This window comes from Endozoicomonas sp. ALD068 (genome assembly GCF_049310145.1).
In the GTDB taxonomy this organism is placed as follows: domain Bacteria; phylum Pseudomonadota; class Gammaproteobacteria; order Pseudomonadales; family Endozoicomonadaceae; genus Endozoicomonas_A.
This window is the reverse complement of record NZ_JBLYNU010000004.1, coordinates 3,156,871-3,174,731: the sequence shown is the minus strand read 5'-3', so window position 1 is coordinate 3,174,731 and position 17,861 is coordinate 3,156,871. Positions and strand designations below refer to the sequence as shown.

Genomic DNA, 17,861 nt, shown 5'->3' with positions numbered 1-17,861 from the left:
GTTTATGCTGGCCCTTTTTTTATTTTTTCTGATCGATAATTTTCTCTGGTCAGTCTGTGTCGTCATCTGAGTAGAGCGGCATTTTCGCAACTATAAAACGCTGCAGGATTTTTTATGTTGTTATTTTTATTCAGGAGACTGATGCAGGGTCTGGTGGTGATGTTTGTCATCAGCCTGATCAGTTTTTCCATCCAGGATAATCTGGGTGATCCTCTCAGGGAGATGGTGGGCCAGTCCGTATCAGAAGCTGAAAGAGAGGTGCTGCGTGATGAGCTGGGCCTGAACGATCCATTCCTGGTGCAATATGGGCGCTTTATGTCCAAAGCCGTTCAGGGAGACCTGGGAACCTCTTACTTCTTTAAAGAGCCCGCCCTGGAAGTCATTATGAATAAGTTACCAGCGACGCTTGAGCTGGTATTCAGTGCTACCCTGCTGATTATTTTGATCTCCATTCCCGCAGGTGTTTACAGTGCTATTCGCCCGAACAGTTTTTTGTCCAGATTGATTCTCGGAGTCAGTATTCTGGGTATTTCTGTCCCTGTTTTCCTGACCGCTATATTTAGTATTTATCTGTTTTCCATAGAGCTGGGGTGGCTGCCTTCCTATGGACGGGGTGATTTAACCCACGTTTTCGGCAGTTGGGAAACTGGCTTCCTGACCAAAAGTGGCTGGCTACATCTGATTCTGCCGTCTATTTCTCTGGCCAGCATCATGCTGCCGCTCTTTATTCGTTTGATTCGTTCCGAGATGGTGGAAACCCTGCACAGTGAGTATGTGAAGTTTGCTAAGGCGAAAGGTCTGCAGAAAGCGCGTGTTTACTTCCTGCACGCTTTGAAGAACACCATGTTGCCTGTTATTACGGTAGGGGGGGTCCAGATTGGAACCATGGTCGCCTATACAATTCTGACGGAGACCGTCTTCCAGTGGCCCGGCATGGGCTTCATGTTTCTGGAAGCGGTAAACCGTGTCGATACACCCTTGATTGTTGCTTATCTGATCGTTGTTGGCGGCATCTTTGTGGTGGTGAATACCCTGGTCGATCTGATCTATGGCCTTATTAACCCAACTGTAAAACTGGCAGGAGGCAGCCAATGAGTGAGTTGCCCATGAATGAAGCAGAGGCACAAAAGGTGCCTTCTATCTGGCAGAAGATTCGTCAGTCCAATGTCTGGTACAGTTTTGTCAATGATCGTCTGGCCATGGTGGCTGCTTTTATATTGGCTGTTATGGTTGCCGCCGCCCTGCTGGCACCGGTTATCGCTCCGACGAATCCCTATGATCTTTCGACCATTGATATTATGGACTCCGAGATGGCGCCGTCCTGGAGTGAAGACGGCGATGAGCGATTCCTTCTGGGAACAGACTCTCAGGGCCGGGATATGCTGAGTACCATTCTGTATGGTGCCAGAATCTCCATTACCATCGGTTTCTTTGCAGTGATACTGCAGGCGCTGCTGGGCATTGTGATTGGCTTGACAGCCGGCTATGTCGGGGGGCGGGTTGACAACTTCCTGATGCGGATGGCGGATATTCAGTTGTCCTTCTCAACCATGATGGTGGCCATTGTCGTGTTGGCTGTTTTCCAGGCATCCTTTGGGTCAGAGTTATACAGCAAGCTGGCGATGTGGATGTTGATTATGGTGATTGGTATTGCCGAATGGCCACAGTACGCACGTACGATACGTGCGTCGGTTCTGGCTGAGAAAAAGAAGGAGTATGTCGAGGCTGCCAGGGTCATGGGCTTTGGCTCCGGACGCATTATGTTCCGTCATATTCTGCCAAACTGCCTGTCTCCTATTTTGGTGATCTCAACCGTTCAGATTGCCAACGCCATTATCAGTGAAGCTGCTCTCTCTTTCCTGGGACTGGGGATGCCAGTATCAGAGCCTTCATTGGGCTCACTGATCTCCAGCGGCTTTGAGTATATTTTTTCTGGCAGCTGGTGGATTACGGTCATCCCCGGTGTGATCCTGGTCACTCTGGTTCTGGTGATTAACCTGTTGGGTGACTGGCTGAGGGACGTGCTTAATCCCAAACTTTATAAAGGTTAAATCAAATTTTCTTCAGGAAAAAGGCCGTTTAGCGGCCTTTTCCTTTTTTGAACTCAGGGGGCAAAAACCCTTTTTCTGCTCAATTGCCAGATCAGAACGCCGGCGAAAACGGCAGCCATTAAAGGGTTGAACCAGCTGGTGGTATCTGTGACCAGCGTTCTTGAAATATCAAATGCTAACAGTACACCCAGGGCGATTAAGCCGATTATCCATGTCAGTGCTTTATCTCTCCATTGAAAGGCGGCAGCAGTAAACCAGAAGGCCAGAACGGAACCAAGAATAATATAATCGGTATTGACGCTTCTGGGGTTGAACATAACGTGATAGCAGGCTGCAAAACTCAATAAATAGATCAGGCCATTTCTGGTGCCATGACGGACAATGGCATAAAAACAAACGGCCCAGGTGGTGGCAGCCAGAATGATTTTTATTATGTTCTGCAAGGCTTCGGGTACTGAGTAGTTGAAAAGCTGCATGGGAATGTTAAAGAAACTGGCCCAGTTAGGTGTTGTTACTCCACGGTCAACTGCAGACTCGGCCATCTCAAGAAAGTTGTTGTACTGTTCAAGTCCGTAATCGAGCCCGCCAAATATCAGAGGCAGTGCAAGAAATGCCAGCAGCATCAGTGGCACTCTTAGCCAGAAAGGTCTGAACAAAGTGGTCACCAGCAGGAAAAAGACAATAAAGGTGGGTTTCAGACTCATGATCAGGGCCAGAACCAGGGCTGCCGAATTCCAGCGCTTCTCTATGATCTGGCTGATCACCAGCATCATGGCCGCAATAAGGATCACATTCACCTGGCCATTTCGAAAACCTGAAAAAGCAATGGGAACGGCAATCAGGCTGAATAATCCAAATCGGTTAAAGAGTGTCTCCTGTGAGTATTCCTGAAAGTGTCTCAGCAGTCTCAGGCTGGCCCAGGCATAGAGACCCATGATAAATAAACGCCAGAGCAGGTCAGCGAGAAAAACAGGCAGTTTGGTGACAGGAACAAACAGTAGGGCAAAAGTAGGTGTATAAATGAATCCTCCCGGTCCCGAATAGAGCTTTACCCGGTCGATCCATCGGTCAGCGCCCAGCAGGTAGCTGTCCAGCACTGTGTGCTGACCCGGTTCCAGCGCGACTTTGGCAAAGATCAGGGCCACGGCCAGCCCCCATAGAAACATTCCGAAAAGGGCAGCAGGATGATTTTTAAGGAGGGCTATGTCCTTCATCAGTACTCTTTCTTTTTTGAGTTATGACAAAAAATGGATAACTCCCAAATTGGCCGAAAGTCATCTGTTTTTTCCGAGGCTGATTACAACATACGATGAGAATGTCTTTTCTGCCAGTGGTCTGTATGAATTCCTCTCTGAAATTTCCTGTCCATTGGTGGGTGCAGCGTATTTGAAAGGGGCTTGTTTTCCGCTGTTTTTTGACTCTGTTTGCATCCAGGGAAGGTCAGACACAGAAAATCATCGAAAGGATGCGCTCCATAGTGAGTCATGCCGGTCACGGCGTGGATTTGGTTGATCTTGAAGGGCTGACAACCGGGATTCGTTTGCAGCAGTACGATGCCTTGATGCTTGGCAGTTCTATCCGATATGGCCACCATCATGCTGATTTTTTTCGTTTTGAGATCATGAGTTTACAGACTGGAGTCGTGTAACACAGTTTGCTGAACGACTCGTTCAGCAACTGGCAAGCGAATTAAATGGACATAAGCACCCTGACGATCAGGTTTCAGGTTCAAAAGCCAGGGACATTAGTAAAGCAAAACCGTAAACGGTGGGGAGAAAAAGCGACAGAGCCAGAATAATGTAATCCATGTTCATGGAAGGGTACCTGCTGTTATTCTTTTTATATCGAAAATCTCATATCCTGTTTTGCAGTTACTTTGTCGGGTAATGCAGGCTGGATGAGATCTCCTGAGCCGGATAGCCTTATATCAATCTACCAGTTTGCTGTAACGTTTGAAAAGTGGTGGCGATAAAATAGTGATGCTTATAAGACATGGAGTCCATATGCGTTTAATTCTGTTACTGTTTTCCTTTTGGGTGTTGCCACTGGCCATGGCCCAGGATGTCGTTTCCCTTAAGTCCAAACTGATTCAGGGGGGCTTTTATGTAGGGCAGGTGAAGCCGGGAACTGAAGTCATCTATAAAGACAGGTCCGTCAGAGTGTCGGAACGGGGCCAATTTATCATCGGGTTTGGACGGGATGCCCGGCTTCTGCAAACAGTACGGCTGGTCGCTCCGGGTGGTAAAAAAGAGCAACTGAAACTCAGGTTGTCAAAGCGAGACTATAAAATTCAGCGAATTAATGGTATTGCCCGCAAATACGTCAGCCCGGCGGAAAAAGTGTTGGGTCGAATATCCGATGAAAACCAGCAGGTTAAATCAGCCAGACAGTTTGATTCCGTCCAGAAAGATTTTTTTGCAGGCTTTACACGTCCGGCAGAGGGGCCTGTCAGTGGTGTCTATGGCAGTCAGAGAGTGTTTAACGGTGAGCCGAGGCGACCGCATTTTGGACTCGATATTGCCGGTCCCGAGGGGGCTCCGGTCATGGCGCCAGCCAATGGTATTGTCCGGCTGGCCGAGTCCGATTTGTACTTTTCCGGTGGCACAATCGTTATCGACCATGGTTACGGCATCACTACCAGCTACCTGCACCTGAGCCAGTTAAAGGTGGTTGACGGGCAGAAGGTAAAGAGGGGAGATGTGATTGGTGCTATTGGTGCAACGGGCAGAGTGACAGGTGCTCACCTTGACTGGCGGGCAAACTGGTTCGATGTCCGGCTTGATCCTGCTCTGATGATGCTTCAGTAGGAGATGGGTCTGCATGCTCTGCATTTTCTGATACGGTTTCGCAATCACTACCAGTTACCGGTTACAGAGGCAGCCAGGAACATGGCTTACTCTGGCGTTTCGGATACGGCTACGGGTCGCCTGGATAGTTTGACCAATACCTGATGAATATGTTCAAACTCTGTTATTACCCGTCTTCGCTTTGAGTGCTGCCTGCTTGATTAAGAATTTCAACAAATGCCTGTTTTTGTTCGCCCAGATGTTTTAACAGAGTTTTAAACATGAAAGTGCCAAAGCCGGGAATGCTGGCATCAGCTTTGGCCCCTCTGGCAATAAGTTTTTGAACCGCTTCTTTATCTTTTGCTAAAAGTGCGAAAAAAAGAAGTGTTTCTCTAGAAGAACAAACTGGCAGATTGACATCGGCAAAGGCAGCCATGCCAGCCGGAAGTAATTCCTTGAGCAACTCTAGATAAAGAGGGTCTTCCGAAATTGCATCAAAAGCGGAATGCCCCGCATTAGTAAAAAGGTCAATTCTGGCTCCTGCCGAAAGGAGTATCCTGGCAAGTTCAGGCGCATTTTTCTTCAAAATTCCCTCACTGCAGGAGAGAGAATCAGAAGTTGCACAGAAAAGAGGTGTGCATCCATCCAGATCAACCGCATTAACATCTGCGTGTTTGGCTATCAGTTTTTTCAGTGCCCGCTCATGCCCTGATTGTGCAGCTGCGTGCATGACATTTCTGCCATTTCCATCTGTTTTATCGAAGGAGGCGCCATTATCGATTAGGGTGTCAAATAAATCAGGGTTTTCAGGATCCTCGGCAGCCATGTGAAGAGCTGTATCACCACCTTTGTTCTGGAGATTCATATCTGCTTTGAGGTCCAGAATTATCTTTAATGTCTGAATATTGCTGTTACATACAGCATGGTGTAGAGGCGTCATCCCTTTTTTATCTTGCAGATTAATATGTGCCCCAGAGTTTAGCAGTGAACGGATCAATTCCGGGTTACCGTTTTTTGCGGCAATATGAATAGCTGCCATGCCCGCCTCTGAATGAAGAACGTTTGGGTCGACACCATCGGCGATCAGTTCGAGTGCTTGTTCTTCCCGGCCGACCTCGACGGCATGGGCAACGGGCGAGAAAGAGATGTCTTGGTCAATAGGGGCAGGTGTGCGACAGGAAGGACATCTAATGTCCAATACAGGAGAAGATGAACGGTAATCACGCAGACACTTATTATGGAAGAAATGCCTGCCAGGTCTTTCGGAACAGTGGTAATAACGATTATTTTTATGCAGCATCGTAACAGTATGTTGGCCGAATAAACTTTGCAGGCATATTCCGCAGAGGGGATTATCATCTTCTTGGGCAGTTACATTGGAAGTAGTTCCATCTGATACAAGTCCGCCCTGAAGAGAAATCATTTCATTCATTCGAGACTGATTAAAACAGTCAGGAGTTTCAGGTGTTAAATTCATGAGTATTACCTCTTTCAGGTTGTTAAGATTAAGCTTCAAAAATTGCTATTCCCGGTAACAGTATGACGTAATAGTGCTTTCATTTTGTTTTCCGCGAAAATTTCAAGTTTCTGATTCAGTGAAAAACAAGCGACAATGCCGGTCATAAGTACTTTGACTAATAGTGCTGGAATAAGTTCCCTCTGTATGGAGGGTGTCGCAAAACTCTCTCCAGCGTGGGAACGAGTTGACTCCCGTCATTCTCGTCATTCCCGCGAAGGCGGGAATCCACACTGACTCACCACCAGAACCGTACTGCCCGGTGCTCCCCTGGCCTTGTCATCCCCGAGAAGGCAGAGACCCACCGTTGGCGCTGGATTCCCGCCTTCGCGGGAATGACGACCTCAGAGCATGGGAACGAGCTGTTGGAGTTTTGCGACACCCTCTATGAGTAAGGGAAGGTGCGAATAAGCCCCCGGCCATGAGATAATATTCCTGTCGTTTCCACCTTAAGTTCCCGTCTATGAGTCAGCTCAGTTTCGGGGCAGTGGGCAGAGTGACAGGTGCTCATGCTGGCGGGCAAACTGCTGCGATGTACGGTTTGATCCGGCTCTGAGGGTGCTCGAGTAAGGTTGGTTCTGCGAACTTTGCTCCACGGCAGTATTGATTTTCAGGTCTGAGGCTCCATAAAGCCATTATGATTGTCAGGAATTGGAGGGATTAGAATGCTGTTTGAAAAACATCAACTGCCCAGTGAGGAAAGCGCTTTGAAAGGGCGTGATCGCGCGATTGAAGTGCCTGCAGAGCACTTTGTAAATGGTCATGCTATTGTTCCCCCATTTCACGGTGCTCTGGAGGTGATTTATGTCGGTATGGGCTGTTTCTGGGGGGCTGAAAGGCTGTTCTGGAAGCAGGAAGGTGTCTGGTCAACGGCAGTAGGGTATGCGGGAGGTTATACCCCTAACCCGACTTATGAAGAAGTGTGCACTGGTGGCACAGGCCATGCGGAGGTGGTCATGATTGCTTTCGATCCGGGCGTTATCAGTCTGGACGCTTTGCTGAAACTGTTTTGGGAGTCTCATGATCCTACCCAGGGTATGCGGCAGGGCAATGATCGGGGCACTCAGTACCGCTCTGTGATTTATACCACTACCGATGAGCAGGGTGAGAAGGCTCGTGAATCCATGGCCCAATACCAGACAGCGTTGAATGAAAGTGGTAGAGGCAGTATTACTACGGAAATTGTTGATGCTCCGGCCTTTTACTATGCCGAGCCTTACCATCAGCAATATCTGGCCAAGAACCCTCAGGGATACTGTGGTATCGGGGGGACTGGAATCTGCATGCCTCCCTCATTGCATGGATAAAGTGAATTGCGTTTCCCTTGCGGTGGTGAATAGTTACAGGGCAAAAGTTACAGGGCAAAAAAAACCGGACAGTCTCACAGAGGGGAGAGCTGTCCGGACGCAACTGTATGAATGATTACTTCAAGGTGTTGTTAACACCTGTGGTCGAATGATAGATGTGCTTTTATGGCTTCGCCCTGAGTAGATGTCCTTTTGACGATTCGCTATACCGATGCTTGCTATCGGTTATTACTTGTTTAAAACAATGGCTCGAATCTTCAGTGCAATAGGGAGTTAGAAAGCACGATCGGTATTAAATCTGATTTCGACTCATTGCCCTTACCAGAAACCGGGTTGGGTTCAAATGTTCCAGAAGATCAGAAGCGACAGGTGAGCACTCTCCATTCATCTTTGCAGCCAATAATTCTCCCGACAGAGGTGCTGTAATCAATCCTCTGGAGCCATGACCGGCATTGATATACAGACCATTCAGGTATTCAGGAGGATGAGTGAATGGGTGCTTCATGTTTTTGCGCAGCATGGCAAACTCATTCAGAAAGTCTTCCTGGTCAACAATCCCACCCACAGCAGGCATATAATCAGGCGTCGTGCAACGAAAGCTGGCTCTGCCTCCTGAAATGTTGGCCTGTTCTCCTCCCAATGCCCGGAAGAGTGCGGGCGCACATTTCTTTTGCATGGCCAGGTTTTTCTCATGATCTTCTTGTAACACCTCAGCCGAGTCACTGTGAAAGTCGAAAGTGGCTCCAATGGTATGACGACCATGGACGGCAGGAGCTGCATAGCCTTCGCCGCAGACGGTTGTTTTTAGCAGGGCACTGTCGTCAGTACAGCTTATCTCGGTGATTTGCCCTCTGATGTTCTTTAGTGGAATAAAGTTCAGGGCGGGCAATTGGCTGGACGCTCTGGCACAGGCAATGATGACATTACGGGACTTCATTATCCGGGAAGTGCCGTCAGCCTGAAGGGTTAAACTCCAGCCATCAGATCCATATTCAAGAGACTCTAGTCTCCTGTCAGAAAATAGTTTGATATTGTCGTGGTTCGCCAGAGTCTGGCAGAAAAGGGCAGGGTTTACCCATCCTGCACTTGGGAAGTAAAGGCCATCATGATCCAGCGGCAGGCCAGCGATCCCGGATAGCTCCTGGCTGGAGAGGGCCCTGAGAAAGTCAGTGGGAAAGAGTTGTGCCAGGTCTTGTTGACGTTTTCGAACTTTCTCATTGATAGCCAGCTGTACGACACCGGATTGTTGCCAGAGCTCCGGTTGGACACTGGCAAAAGTGTTCAATAAATGAATGGAGTAGAGGTAGCCCTGGGTGATAAATCGACTGAGAGGCGTTTTACTGGCCGAGAGCTTGGTGTAAAGAATACCCTGAGGATTGCCGGATGCTTCCATGGCCAGAGCCTGATGTTGCTCGATCAGAGTGACCTGCCATCCTCTTTCAGCCAATGCTCTTGCTGTGCTGCAGCCAGCGAGTCCTCCGCCAACGACGATGGCACTCTGAACTGGTCCATCAGTATTACGCTGGTCGGGATTCACAAACCATATCGGCCTGGTCTTCTGATCTTTGGCTGTTTGTTTCAGCCTGCCTTTGATCATATCCCGTTTGTGCCCGAAGCCCTCGCTTTTTTCGACACTGAAGCCCGCCTGACTGAGTCCGTCTCTGACGGCTCTGGCGGCCGTAAAGGTTGCGTAGGTGGTGCCTGCATGGCTTTTAGCTGCCATAACTGTGAACAGTTCTGGCTGCCACATCAGAGGGTTTTTCGCGGGGCTGAAGCCATCAAGAAACCAGGCATCAACCCGACCTTCCAGCTCAGGCAGTGTGTTTAGCACATCGCCGATGCAGAGTGTCAGTTTGACTCTTCCATCAGCAAAGCTGAAATGCTGATGCCCTTCTATGGCGGGCATGTAGCATTCAATCAGTGGTGTCGTGTACTTTTCCAGTTCTGGCCACAGGGAGAGTGCTTTATGAAGATCTTTACGGGACAGGGGATACTTTTCGGTTGATACAAAATGAAGTCTTGCCGACTGAGGCGCTTCTTCATCGAAACAGGCCCAGGCACAGAGAAAGTTGAGGCCTGTCCCAAAACCGGTTTCTCCAAGCGTAAAACTTTTGTTCTGGTGCAAAGCGGCGAAGCGCTTTGGCAGATCATTGCCCTCAATAAATACGTGCCGGGTTTCCCTGAGGCCCGAAGCGGTAGAAAAATAAATGTCATCAAATGCAGTGGATGCAGGCTGACCGTTTTCTTTCCATTCCAGGTCTGCATGGGTGACAGGCAGGATTGCAGAATCAGATTTACGGCTCATTTGGCTTCCCTGATAATATGGGAGAGGGTTTGCAGGCAGGTTTCCCGCTTCACTTTTTCAAACAGTTCACGGGCGTTGTCAGAGCTTTTACTCATTATGCTTAACCACTGCTTAAGCCTGCCATCCAGATAGCGTCTGGGATTGTTGATGAAATAAGGGTGCTCCTGCTCTGGATTATCAGGGGCAGAAACCACTTTTTCGGTAAACCTCTGGATCAGTGAAAGAGTGCGAGTCCAGCGTTCTTCAAGATCCTGGCTATGCTGGCTGGCGACAATGGCGGCAGGCAGATCAGGATCGCGAAGGATACCCCGGCCAATCATAATGTCCTGGCAGCCGGATACTTCCCGACACCGTTGGGCATCCTCAACATTAAAAATATCGCCATTGGCTACCAGGGGAATGGATAGGGCCTCTCGTAGTTGAACCAGCTCCTGCCAGTGGGCAGGAGGCTTATAACCCTGAAGTTTGGTTCTGGCATGAACCACCAGAGAGTTGGCACCGGCACTTTCTATGGCCAGGGCATTGTCCAGGGCAAGGTCACCATCCAGATAGCCCAGTCTCATTTTGGCAGTGACGGGCACCTCATCAGGAACCTCTTTACGAACTCTTGCGACAATCTCATGAATAAGCTCAGGTTCCTTCAGAAGAACTGCGCCACCCTTGTGGCGATTTACCGTTTTGGCAGGACAGCCGAAGTTGATGTCGACCCCTAGTGCGCCTAGTCGGGCAGCCTTGGCCGCGTTGTGGGCCATCATTTCCGGATTGTTGCCAAGAAACTGAATGTGTACAGGTGTTCCGCTTCGTGTACGACAGCCGTGCCTGAGCTCCGGACAGATCCGGTGAAACGTTTGTGTCGGCAGCCGGGTGTCGGTGATACGGATAAATTCTGTTACACACAGATCAATGCCACCGGCCTCGGTCAGCAGCTCCCGTAGCAGATAGTCGACGACACCTTCCATGGGGGCCAGGGTTATAGTGCTCATGAATGATTAGGGTATAGCTCTCGGGCAAACGCGACAATCTAACAGAAATTTCTGCACCTACAAGTGCTATCTTCTGAAGGCGATCAATAATAACGTATGTCTTTTTATAAGACTCTGTTCCCTCCATTTCTGTCTGTTCTTTGCCCTAATCCTGACTTTTTCGATCACATGCAAGGATATTGTTTGACAGCAATAGTGTCAGCAGTTAAATACTTCAGTCATCTTTCTTTCAGGGTTGGAATATTCTCGATGGAATATAAAACACATGTCGTGCCAGCAAAAAAGAACATTGCACTGGTAGCTCACGATAAAAAGAAGGAAGAGCTGGTAGAATGGGCCCTGCGTCATCGTGATGAGCTGATCAATCATCAGTTATTTGCTACGGGCACAACCGGCAGTCTTCTAGAAAAGACGCTGTCTCTGCCCATCAGGAAGCTCATCAGTGGTCCGCTGGGAGGCGATCAGCAGATCGGTGCATTGATCTCCGAAAGTAAACTGGATCTGTTGGTGTTCTTCTGGGATCCTTTCGAGTCGCAACCCCATGATCCGGATGTGAAAGCGTTGCTGAGAATTGCAGCAGTCTGGAATATTCCAGTGGCCTGTAATCAGGGCTCTGCTGAGTTTATGTTTTCTTCAAAAATGATGAGTCAGAGTCACGAAAGAAAGATTCCCGATTATGAGCATTATCTGAAGTCCAGACCCTTTTGATGAATTTATGAAAATTTATCAGATTTAGAGTGATACTAAACAATAATTCGAAACAACAGCCAACAGAAAAATTGCCCGCAAAATATTACAGGCAATTTGATTGCAATGTAACTCCGGGTAGCTGGAAGTCTTTACTAAGCCAGCCGAATCCAAGCTTTAATTGCCAATAGCTGATTCATAGTGACGACGTTTTTTATAGGTCACTTTCGGAGAGCAAGCCGACTTCTGCTCTTCAACGAAACTTTGACATTCAACAGGTTTTTGAGGCGTGGTTGTGAGTGAATAGTTTTGATGTCGGTACGGTTGATTCAAAGGTTGTCTGCCTGACTCTTGCTGAAAATCAAGCTCATCATCGCGGATATGATTGCAGTCGCCGGACGTTGACTCCTGAATATTGTCTTCCGATTCCTGCATATTTAAGCGCATTCTGTACGGATGACCATAGCCCCTTCTTCTACGAGGTTTATGCGATTTTGGCTCGGGCGGTTTTAAGCCGGTAAATTGCTCATAAACAGTGGCGTAAATATATTTGCTCATTACTGTCTCCAGAGGAGATTCGTCCCGGAAAGATTAATTTGTCTATTTATAACTTGATGATATTAAAACTCCACAAACCCATGTATAGGTAACAATACCTAAATAAAAAAGTCATTACCTAGGAACCGGGAACGGAGAGTTGGGTCGTTTTGTTAACGATGCATTAGTAACTTATGGACATGCTCGTGGCCAATGTTGATATGGAATCATTACTATGGCGCGTCGATGTTAGGAGGGAAGAATAGCAGTCGGTGGTTTTTAAGGTTGTTTATTTAAATAATATTTTTGCATTTTGAAAAAATGTTAATAACTAATTAATTAAATGGGTTCAAATTAACGGCTATTTCCAAAAAATAACTGCTTTAAAGTTGATTTGATTATATGGTTCCAAAGCCTATATATGGATAAATTTTGAAAGAATCTTGTGTGGGTGATTTTGTTTTTCTTTGCATTCTGTTGTTATATTTTGGTCGATTTACTCTATGCAGGGTTGTGCTACCTTGTCAGTCATCAAGTTGTTTGCAGTCGTATAGTTGGTCGTGTAAGTCGTAAGTCGAGTAAATGGTTATCTTGGAGGTTAAAGTTCGATAGCTGTCCTGATAGGTATTGGACACGATAGTAGAAAGTAATTAGTTAATATATTTTGTAACTCAATGAGCGACAGTTTTATCGAACAGAAGGGCAGTCATACTGCACTGCTTTGTAAGATGGTTGTCATTATACCGAGAGATCGTGAGTGGCTTCTGGTATTGCTCGACACAGGTATGCATTTCCTTTCTGTTTGGCCAGACTGATATTTTTTCTGTGAAGATGCGCTCTGTAAGTGTGACAGGATGTTCTTCACGGATATTCAAACACGAGGAGCTGCTATCAATGAGCACTCAAGCCAAAGACCTACCAGCAGGATGGGCAGGGTTTGCCCGGGGTGAATGGACCGAAAACGTCAATGTCCGGGATTTCATCCAGAAGAACTATACCCCTTATGAAGGGGGTGATGATTTCCTCGCCGACGCCACTGAAGCTACCAGGCGTCTCTGGGATGATGTCATGGAAGGGATCAAGGAAGAAAACCGTACACATGCCCCAATCGATTTCGATCATGATCTGCCTTCAACAATTACCTCGCACGAAGCCGGTTATATTCAGAAAGGTCTGGAGAAGATCGTTGGTCTGCAGACTGACAAGCCTCTGAAGAGGGGTATGATTGCCAATGGTGGTATCCGCATGGTGGAAACTTCCTGTGAAGTGTACGGGAAGGTTCTGGACCCCATGGTGAAAAAGATCTTCACTGAATACCGAAAAACCCACAATGCCGGTGTATTTGATGTGTACACGCCTTCTATTCGCAATTGTCGCAAGTCCGGTCTTATCACCGGTCTGCCAGATGCCTATGGTCGTGGACGAATTATAGGAGATTATCGTCGTATAGCTCTGTACGGTATTGATCGTCTGGTTGCAGACAAGAAAGTACAGCATGGAGAACTGGATTCCGTGCTGGAATCGGGAGAGAATCTTGAGCAAACCATTCAACTGCGTGAAGAAATTATGGAGCAGATCCGTGCCTTGATGCAGATAAAAGAGATGGCTGCCAGTTATGATTGCGATATCAGTCAACCAGCAGTAACGGCTCAGCAGGCAGTTCAGTGGACCTACTTCGGTTATCTTGCGGCGGTGAAATCCCAGAATGGTGCGGCCATGTCTCTGGGTCGCACAGCGACTTTCCTGGACGTTTATATCCAGCGTGACCTGGAGGCAGGCAGGATCAATGAAGTTGATGCCCAGGAATTGATCGACCACTTTGTAATGAAGCTTCGTATGGTTCGTTTCCTGCGTACGCCAGAGTACGATGAGCTTTTCTCCGGCGATCCAATCTGGGCGACAGAGTCTATTGGTGGTATGGGCCTTGATGGTCGCACACTGGTTACCAAAAACAGCTTCCGTTTCTTGCATACTCTTTACACCATGGGCCCATCACCCGAGCCTAACATCACGGTGCTCTGGTCCGAGGGCTTGCCTCAGGGCTTCAAGGAATTCTGTGCCAGGGTGTCCATTGATACCAGCTCCATTCAGTACGAGAATGATGACCTGATGCGTCCGGATATGGACAGTGATGATTACGCCATTGCCTGCTGTGTATCGCCAATGGTTGTAGGCAAGCAGATGCAGTTTTTTGGTGCTCGTGCCAACCTGGCCAAAACATTGCTGTACGCCATCAATGGTGGTGTGGATGAAAAACTGAAGGTTCAGATTGGTCCCAAGGTAGCTCCAATTACCGACGACGTTCTGGATTATGACGCTGTTTACGCCAGCATGGATCATCTGATGGATTGGCTGGCAACCCAGTACGTGACGGCTCTGAATGCCATACACTATATGCATGACAAGTATTCCTATGAAGCCTCTCAAATGGCTCTTCATGACCGTGATGTTGTGCGTACGATGGCCACAGGTATTGCCGGTTTGTCTGTTGCTGCCGACTCTCTGTCTGCGATCAAGTATGCCAGGGTCAGGCCTGTTCGTGATGAAGACGGTCTGGCGGTAGACTTCGAGATCGAAGGCGATTATCCCAAGTTTGGTAACAACGAAGAGCATGTTGATACGATTGCCTGTGAGTTGGTAGAAACCTTCATGAAGAAGGTGGCTGCACACAAAACTTATCGTAATGCCATTCCAACCCAGTCAATCCTGACCATTACTTCCAATGTTGTGTATGGCAAGAAGACCGGTAATACACCAGACGGTCGTCGTGCAGGCCAGCCCTTTGGCCCAGGTGCCAACCCAATGCATGGCCGTGACACAACTGGTGCGATAGCGTCTCTGAGTTCTGTCGCTAAACTGCCATTCTCTTATGCTAAAGACGGTATTTCTTACACCTTTTCAATAGTGCCAAAAGCACTGGGTAAAGATGAAGACGGTCGTCGTCGTAACCTGGTCGGTCTGATGGACGGTTATTTCCATCATGAAGTTGATCGGGAGGGAGGTCAGCACCTGAATGTGAACGTTCTGAATCGTGAAATGTTGGAGGATGCTGTGGTCAATCCAGACAAGTACCCTTCGCTAACGATTCGCGTGTCTGGCTATGCTGTTCGTTTCAACTCTCTGACTCCTGAGCAACAGAGAGATGTTATTGCCAGGACCTTTACATCAACCCTGTAAACTTTTTGGGTGCTGAGTGAAAGAGGTCGGCTCTGTGTCGGCCTTCTTTTTACGGCTTTTTATTCTTAAAATCCGTTATCCGGGATGACTTGCTGCAGGTCTGCATTTTCGCTATTTGTCATCTTTGAGATGAGGTCAGTTATGGCAATTGGGCGTGTTCACTCTATGGATTCATTTGGAACCGTAGATGGCCCGGGTATTCGTTATGTGGTCTTTATGCAGGGTTGTCTGATGCGATGCCGCTATTGCCACAACCGGGACACCTGGGATCTTCGTGAAGGCGGGGAGCTGAAAAGCCACCAAGAGGTATTTCGGGAAATCAAAAAAGTTAAAAGCTTTCTTTCAGGGGGCCTGACCGTCACCGGCGGTGAGCCTGTTTTACAGGCTGAATTTGTTGCTGACCTGTTTGAAGCCTGCCGTCAGGAAGGGATTCATACCTGTCTGGATACCAATGGCTTTGCCAAGCACATTAACGATGATGTTACTCGTCTGTTAAATAATACCGACCTGGTGTTGTTGGATATTAAGCACATGGATGAAGAGATGCATCATAAGCTGACCTATGTCACCGGCAGTCATACCCGGCACTTTGCTGAATATCTGGCAGAGATTAAAAAGCCTGTCTGGATTCGTTATGTCGTAGTCGATGGTTACACAGTCGACCCTCAGTACGCTGCTATGCTGGCTGAGTTTATCGAGCCCATGAAAAACATTGAGAAGGTTGAAATACTGCCTTATCACAGTCTTGGGGTCCATAAATGGAATTTGTTGAACGACACTTATGAATTGGAAAAGGTGACTCCACCTACTAAAGAGCAGCTTGATCTGATCCGGGATGAGTTTACTTCGAGGGGGATCGTGGCGGCCTACTAAACCTTTCCCGGCAAGCAATTGGATCGGGGTTGTAGAAGGAGCATAAGGTGGGGGTGGCCTTGCCCGAAAGGGGGAAGGCCATAGAAGTCTAGCAGCCTGTCGGACTTAAGCGTCCGTAGCGAGGATTGCAAGAAATTGAGGATAAAAATCTCTGTTTCTGAGGAGAATAGCGAGCTATTTGACGAAGAAACAGAGATTTTTAGACCAATTTATTGCAACCGCACGACTGCATGGATGCAGGAGCTAGAGCAACGCAGGAGCAGTTGCCGCGTAGGACAGTCTTAAGTCCGACAGGCTGCTAGTTAAAGACTCTGTTTTCCTGTTCCTGAACGCGAATAAAGGTGGTTCGCTTGGTCAGTTCTTTCAGGGTGGCTGCGCCTACGTAAGTACATGTTGAGCGAACGCCACCCAGGATGTCCTGGACAGTATTTTCAACGGGGCCACGGTAAGGCACCTTAACGGTTTTACCTTCAGAGGCGCGATAGTTGGCAACGCCGCCAGAGTGCTTGTCCATGGCAGTCTCGGAACTCATTCCGTAGAACAGTTTGAATTTCTCGCCATCTACTTCCACCTCTTCACCAGCGGACTCGTCGTGACCAGCAAACATGCCGCCAATCATGACAAAGTCAGCGCCACCGCCGAAGGCTTTGGAAACGTCGCCTGCACAGGCACAACCACCGTCGGAGATAATCTGACCACCAACACCGTGAGCTGCATCAGCGCATTCTATCGTTGCAGACAGTTGTGGGTAGCCCACGCCAGTTTTGACACGGGTAGTGCATACAGAGCCTGGTCCGATGCCTACCTTGACAATGTCTGCACCCTTGAGAATCAGCTCTTCGACCATTTCACCGGTGACTACGTTACCGGCAATGATGACCTTATCAGGGTGCTGGTTACGAACCTTGGAAACATATTGAACAAAGTGTTCGGAGTAGCCATTGGCAACATCAATACAGATAAAACGAAGATTGTCGTTCAGCGCCAGGATATCGTTGAGTTTGGTGAAGTCGGCATCGGATGTGCCACTGCTTACCATGATATGGTTTTCAATACCTGCGGGTGCATTGTCCAGAAATGCACCCCATTCTTCAATGGTGTAATGCTTGTGCACTGCAGTCAGCATCTTGTGTTCGGCCAGAGCGAGGGCAATGGAGAAAGTGCCCACTGTGTCCATATTGGCAGCAATGACAGGGACACCAGTCCATTCCCGGGTGGTGTGAACAAATTTGAAGGTGCGTTCCAGGCTTACCTGGGAGCGGCTCTTCAGGGTTGAACGCTTGGGTCTGAACAGAACATCTTTAAAACCCAGCTTGATATCAGCTTCAACACGCATAACTTTCCCGTTAGACCTTTTTACAGGTTAAAGACTAATTTACGGTTAAGGATTTAGTCTTCGACAGATTGATGACAAGGGAGAGTGTACAAGCGGCAGGATTTTGGAGGCTACCTATGAGGAGATACCGGTGACCCGGAAAGCGCGCGCACTTTCTACGCCTATACCGGTCGATTATACAAAAACAGGTACTCAGGTCAAAGGTTGAATTTGCGAAACGTTTTTTTTCGCTCATGGCTGGTTTACCGCCTGGACGGTCTCGCCCACGAGTGTCGGCAGAAGGGCTATGCCCTGCCTGAAATC

General features: G+C 48.1%; 15 protein-coding genes. 9 read left to right on the top strand and 6 right to left on the bottom strand.

The window, feature by feature from the left end; all coding sequences use genetic code 11:
- Positions 1-114 precede the first annotated feature (114 nt).
- Positions 115-1,095, top strand: a complete 981-nt coding sequence (locus tag ACO6V5_RS10760; RefSeq protein ID WP_422133056.1) for an ABC transporter permease — start codon at positions 115-117, stop codon at positions 1,093-1,095.
- Positions 1,092-2,051, top strand: coding sequence for an ABC transporter permease (locus tag ACO6V5_RS10755; protein WP_422409422.1), 960 nt, complete (start codon positions 1,092-1,094; stop codon positions 2,049-2,051). Before ACO6V5_RS10760 ends, ACO6V5_RS10755 begins: the two co-directional genes overlap by 4 nt.
- Before the next feature lie 53 nt (positions 2,052-2,104).
- Here ACO6V5_RS10755 and ACO6V5_RS10750 read toward each other — a convergent pair whose 3' ends face one another.
- Positions 2,105-3,265, bottom strand: a complete 1,161-nt coding sequence (locus ACO6V5_RS10750) for a glycosyltransferase family 87 protein (protein WP_422137511.1) — start codon at positions 3,263-3,265, stop codon at positions 2,105-2,107.
- Positions 3,266-3,465: 200 nt separating this feature from the next.
- On the opposite strand from ACO6V5_RS10750, the gene ACO6V5_RS10745 reads away from it, so the two are divergent.
- Together ACO6V5_RS10745 and ACO6V5_RS10740 are read left to right on the top strand one after the other, a co-directional pair.
- The gene (locus ACO6V5_RS10745) at positions 3,466-3,699 is read left to right on the top strand and encodes a flavodoxin domain-containing protein (protein WP_422133059.1); all 234 of its coding nucleotides are present in this window, start codon (positions 3,466-3,468) and stop codon (positions 3,697-3,699) included.
- 355 nt (positions 3,700-4,054) lie between these two features.
- Complete coding sequence (locus ACO6V5_RS10740; protein WP_422133060.1) at positions 4,055-4,858, top strand: M23 family metallopeptidase; 804 nt, start codon at positions 4,055-4,057, stop codon at positions 4,856-4,858.
- A gap of 166 nt (positions 4,859-5,024) precedes the next feature.
- Here ACO6V5_RS10740 and ACO6V5_RS10735 read toward each other — a convergent pair whose 3' ends face one another.
- Positions 5,025-6,314 carry an ankyrin repeat domain-containing protein gene (locus tag ACO6V5_RS10735; RefSeq protein WP_422442270.1) on the bottom strand — a complete coding sequence of 430 codons (1,290 nt, stop codon included), beginning with the start codon at positions 6,312-6,314 and terminating at the stop codon, positions 5,025-5,027.
- Between the two features lie 226 nt (positions 6,315-6,540).
- Between ACO6V5_RS10735 and ACO6V5_RS10730 the strand changes: the two genes are divergently transcribed.
- Both ACO6V5_RS10730 and msrA read left to right on the top strand, forming a co-directional pair.
- Entirely contained in the window at positions 6,541-6,744 is a 204-nt protein-coding gene (locus ACO6V5_RS10730) for a hypothetical protein (protein WP_422133062.1), read from the top strand.
- 274 nt (positions 6,745-7,018) lie between these two features.
- Positions 7,019-7,660: a peptide-methionine (S)-S-oxide reductase MsrA gene (gene msrA, locus ACO6V5_RS10725; RefSeq protein WP_422409427.1), complete on the top strand. Its 642-nt coding sequence runs from the start codon at positions 7,019-7,021 to the stop codon at positions 7,658-7,660.
- Positions 7,661-7,952: 292 nt separating this feature from the next.
- On the opposite strand, the gene mnmC is transcribed toward msrA, so the two are convergent.
- Complete coding sequence (gene mnmC / locus ACO6V5_RS10720; RefSeq protein ID WP_422409429.1) at positions 7,953-9,965, bottom strand: bifunctional tRNA (5-methylaminomethyl-2-thiouridine)(34)-methyltransferase MnmD/FAD-dependent 5-carboxymethylaminomethyl-2-thiouridine(34) oxidoreductase MnmC; 2,013 nt, start codon at positions 9,963-9,965, stop codon at positions 7,953-7,955.
- Positions 9,962-10,948: a tRNA-dihydrouridine synthase gene (locus ACO6V5_RS10715; protein ID WP_422137515.1), complete on the bottom strand. Its 987-nt coding sequence runs from the start codon at positions 10,946-10,948 to the stop codon at positions 9,962-9,964. The genes mnmC and ACO6V5_RS10715 overlap by 4 nt, the downstream gene beginning before the upstream one ends.
- Before the next feature lie 249 nt (positions 10,949-11,197).
- Here ACO6V5_RS10715 and ACO6V5_RS10710 point away from each other — a divergent pair, with 249 nt between their 5' ends.
- Positions 11,198-11,656: a methylglyoxal synthase gene (locus tag ACO6V5_RS10710; RefSeq protein ID WP_422133066.1), complete on the top strand. Its 459-nt coding sequence runs from the start codon at positions 11,198-11,200 to the stop codon at positions 11,654-11,656.
- A 156-nt stretch (positions 11,657-11,812) separates the two neighbouring features.
- Here the strand turns inward: ACO6V5_RS10710 and ACO6V5_RS10705 are convergent, their stop codons facing one another.
- A complete protein-coding gene (locus ACO6V5_RS10705; protein ID WP_422133067.1) occupies positions 11,813-12,193 on the bottom strand; it encodes a hypothetical protein in 381 nt (126 codons plus the stop codon).
- Between the two features lie 873 nt (positions 12,194-13,066).
- On the opposite strand from ACO6V5_RS10705, the gene pflB reads away from it, so the two are divergent.
- Both pflB and pflA read left to right on the top strand, forming a co-directional pair.
- Positions 13,067-15,349, top strand: coding sequence for a formate C-acetyltransferase (gene pflB / locus ACO6V5_RS10700; RefSeq protein WP_422137516.1), 2,283 nt, complete (start codon positions 13,067-13,069; stop codon positions 15,347-15,349).
- A gap of 141 nt (positions 15,350-15,490) precedes the next feature.
- Complete coding sequence (pflA, locus tag ACO6V5_RS10695) at positions 15,491-16,222, top strand: pyruvate formate-lyase-activating protein (protein ID WP_422133069.1); 732 nt, start codon at positions 15,491-15,493, stop codon at positions 16,220-16,222.
- Between the two features lie 298 nt (positions 16,223-16,520).
- Here pflA and ACO6V5_RS10690 read toward each other — a convergent pair whose 3' ends face one another.
- Positions 16,521-17,558 (bottom strand): GMP reductase, encoded by a 1,038-nt coding sequence (locus ACO6V5_RS10690; RefSeq protein WP_422133070.1) that lies wholly within the window; start codon positions 17,556-17,558, stop codon positions 16,521-16,523.
- Positions 17,559-17,861 lie beyond the last annotated feature (303 nt).